The 3,369-nt window shown below is 62.8% G+C and carries 3 protein-coding genes and 2 pseudogenes; all 5 read right to left on the bottom strand.

Annotated features, from left to right (window positions below; all coding sequences use genetic code 11):
- Positions 1-213: pseudogene (locus ACRCSW_RS06560) on the bottom strand (type III glutamate--ammonia ligase); the annotation flags it as partial.
- Positions 214-278: 65 nt separating this feature from the next.
- Positions 279-893, bottom strand: a complete 615-nt coding sequence (locus ACRCSW_RS06555) for a LysE family translocator (RefSeq protein WP_438703607.1) — start codon at positions 891-893, stop codon at positions 279-281.
- 31 nt (positions 894-924) lie between these two features.
- The gene (locus ACRCSW_RS06550) at positions 925-2,253 is read right to left on the bottom strand and encodes an FMN-binding glutamate synthase family protein (protein ID WP_438703606.1); all 1,329 of its coding nucleotides are present in this window, start codon (positions 2,251-2,253) and stop codon (positions 925-927) included.
- Between the two features lie 103 nt (positions 2,254-2,356).
- A complete protein-coding gene (locus ACRCSW_RS06545) occupies positions 2,357-3,046 on the bottom strand; it encodes a protein GlxC (protein ID WP_438703604.1) in 690 nt (229 codons plus the stop codon).
- 4 nt (positions 3,047-3,050) lie between these two features.
- Positions 3,051-3,369: pseudogene (locus ACRCSW_RS06540) on the bottom strand (glutamine amidotransferase); the annotation flags it as partial.

Genomic DNA, 3,369 nt, shown 5'->3' with positions numbered 1-3,369 from the left:
GTCAGGATCAGGAACCGCCATCAGGTCGGGGTGCGCCGGTGTCAGATCAAGCCAGGTGGCAAAGCCGGCAAAGCCCGCCCCTTCCACCGCCATGTCGTTGATCGCCTGCGTGGGTACCAGCTTCGGCCGCTGACCGCCGAAGAGGTCAGTGTAGGAAATCATGAAATACTTGACGCCTTTTTCCTTGGCCCATTTGGCAAGGTCTTTCGCCATCACTGTTACTCCCCTCAGTTTCTTGCTTCTTGTCAGTCCCGGCCGGTTTGGCTCGGGCGAATTTCTCAGTCACGCGTCGCAATGGCCACGGCCGCACCGCCCATAGCTGTTGCCCCGACCCGGTTCACGATACGGACAGCGCGGGGGCTGCGCAGGAATCTGCGGGCACCCGATGCCGCCGCCACCCAGGTCAGATCAATGGCAATGAGGACGGCGAGCATGGTCGCCGTCAATTCCAGCCAACCCAGAACACCCACAGCCTCCAGATCGACTATCGCAGGCAGCAGGGCCAGGTAGAAGGCCATGATCTTGGGGTTGCCCAGCGTGATCGCCATGCCGGAAGCAAAGAGGGCAAGACCAGAGTCCCGGTCCGGCATCGCTGTTTCCGTGTCACCGACCGGCGCATGCCACATCTTCCAGGCCAGCCACAGAAGATAGGCCGCGCCCAGGTATTTCAGCGCCGTGAAAGCCGTCTGGAAGGTAGCTGCCAACAGGCTAAGGCCAAAAATCGCGGCGGAAAGCCAGATCGCTTCACCGATCCACATTGCAACAAGCAATGGCATCACACTTCCCGGCCCCCGCGCGAGCACACGCGAAACGAGCGCCGCAATGCTGGGCCCCGGCGTCCCCGCGTTCAACGCAAGGGCCCCGGCGAACAAAAGCAACGCTGTCAGGTCCATGGCAATCAACTCCTCGTTCTATTGCCCAGTCCTAGAACCCGCCGTTGCGGCCGGGTATCCAGTTCGTCCCCGCAATCGGCACCCCAGCCATTGCGGCCGCTTCAATCGTCAGCGCGCAAAGGTCTTCGGGCTCCAGATTGTGCAGGTGATTCTTGCCGCAAGCCCGCGCGATAGTCTGCGCTTCCAGCGTCATCACCTTGAGGTAGTTTTTCAACCGCCGCCCGCCGAGAACCGGATCGAACCGCTTGGAAAGCTCCGGGTCCTGCGTCGTGATCCCTGCCGGATCGCGCCCCTCATGCCAGTCGTCATAGGCATCCGCCGTCGTGCCCAAGGCCTGATACTCGGCCTCCCACTTCGGATCGTTATCCCCCAGCGCGATCAGTGCTGCCGTGCCGATGGCCACGGCATCCGCGCCCAAAGCCATCGCCTTCGCGACGTCCGCCCCCGACCTGATGCCGCCCGAGACGATCAGCTGAACCTTCCTGTGCATCCCCAGGTCCTGCAGCGCCTTCACCGCCTGCGGGATGCAGGCCAGGATCGGCATCCCCACATGCTCGATGAACACATCCTGCGTCGCCGCCGTGCCGCCCTGCATGCCATCCAGCACCACAACGTCCGCACCGGCCTTCACCGCCAGCGCCGTGTCGTAATAGGGCCGCGCGCCGCCGATCTTGACGTAAATCGGCTTCTCCCAATCGGTGATCTCCCGCAGCTCCATGATCTTGATCTCAAGGTCATCCGGCCCGGTCCAGTCCGGATGCCGACAGGCCGAGCGCTGGTCGATCCCCTTCGGCAGGTTCCGCATATTCGCCACGCGGTCGGAAATCTTCTGCCCCAGCAGCATCCCGCCCCCACCGGGCTTGGCCCCCTGACCCACCACAACCTCAATCGCATCGCAGCGGCGCAGGTCGTCGGGGTTCATCCCGTAGCGCGAGGGAAGATACTGATACACCAGCGTCTTCGAATGCCCGCGCTCTTCTTCGGTCATCCCCCCGTCGCCCGTCGTGGTCGACGTGCCCGCAGCCGTCGCCCCGCGCCCCAACGCCTCCTTCGCCGGGCCGGACAGGGCGCCGAAAGACATCCCTGCGATGGTCACCGGAATGTCCAGATGGATCGGCTTCTTCGCAAACCGCGTGCCAAGCCAGACATCGGTCGCACATTTCTCCCGGTAGCCTTCCAGCGGATACCGGCTGATCGACGCGCCAAGGAACAAGAGATCATCGAAATGCGGCAGATGCCGCTTCGTCCCGCCGCCCCGGATGTCATAGATGCCGGACGCCGCCGCGCGACGGATTTCGGCGTTCACCGCCGGGGTGAAGGTTGCCGAAAAGCGGGGCGGGGTCTTGGGGAATTCGGTCATTCGTGACTCCAGAGGGGAGGTGCAGCAAAATCAAGAATTTTAATGAAAATTCTTGGCAAATTTCTTGAGTAAGAAATTTGGGTCCGGTGACGCCCGCAGCGCATCAGTACGCCCCTGCGTTGTCGATGTTGAAACTGTAGAGCTTCCGGGCCGAGCCATACCGGCGGAATTCTTCCGGCTTGGCCTTCCCATCCGCCTCGCCGCGCTTCAGGAGGTTGGCCAGCAGGGCGATATGCTCGGGACGCATCTCCTTTTCGATGCAGTCCGCCCCCAGCGATTTCACCGTGCCGCGCACAAACAGCCGCGCTTCGTAAAGCGAATCCCCCAACGCCTCACCGGCATTACCAAGCACGACGACATTGCCCGACTGCGCCATGAAACAGGACATGTGGCCGATGTTGCCATGCACCACGATGTCGATCCCCTTCATCGAAATCCCGCACCGCGACGAGGCATTGCCCTTGATCACCAAAAGCCCCCCGCGCCCGGTTGCCCCCGCATACTGCGAGGCATCGCCATCGACGATCACCGTCCCCGACATCATGTTCTCGGCCACACCCGGCCCGGCCGAGCCCTTGATCCGGATCGTCGCCTGCTTATTCATCCCCGCGCAGTAGTACCCGGTCGACCCCCGCACGGTGATATCGACCGGAGCATCCACCCCAGCCGCAATCGCATGTGCGCCCTTGGGATTGATCACCTCCCACGCGGTCATGTTGGTCTGCCCCTTAAGGGCATGCAGCGCACCGTTCAGCGCGCGCAACCCTTCAGCGCCAAGATCGAAAGTCTGCATTCTCTCAACGCTCCCAGAAGTAAACCGTTGCGGGTTCGGGTTCCCAGACGCGGGCCGTCTCGATCCCCGGCAGGTTCACCAGCGCGCGGTATTCCGACCCGAAGGCCACGTAGTCATCGGTTTCGGCCATGACGGCGGGCTTGCAGGCGATGGGGTCGCGCACCACGCCGAAGCCGTTCTTGGTGCCGACGACAAAGGTGAAGAACCCGTCCAAATCCGTCAGCGTAGCCTCCAGCGCCTCGCCCAACGGCTCACCTTCCTTCAGCTTGTGGCTGATAAACGCGGCGGCGACCTCGGTGTCATTCTCGGTCTCGAACGTCATG

This window comes from Tabrizicola sp., assembly GCF_051645465.1.
In the GTDB taxonomy this organism is placed as follows: Bacteria; Pseudomonadota; Alphaproteobacteria; order Rhodobacterales; family Rhodobacteraceae; genus Tabrizicola.
The sequence above is the reverse complement of the archived record's forward strand: the minus strand, read 5'-3'. Positions and strand labels throughout refer to the sequence as shown.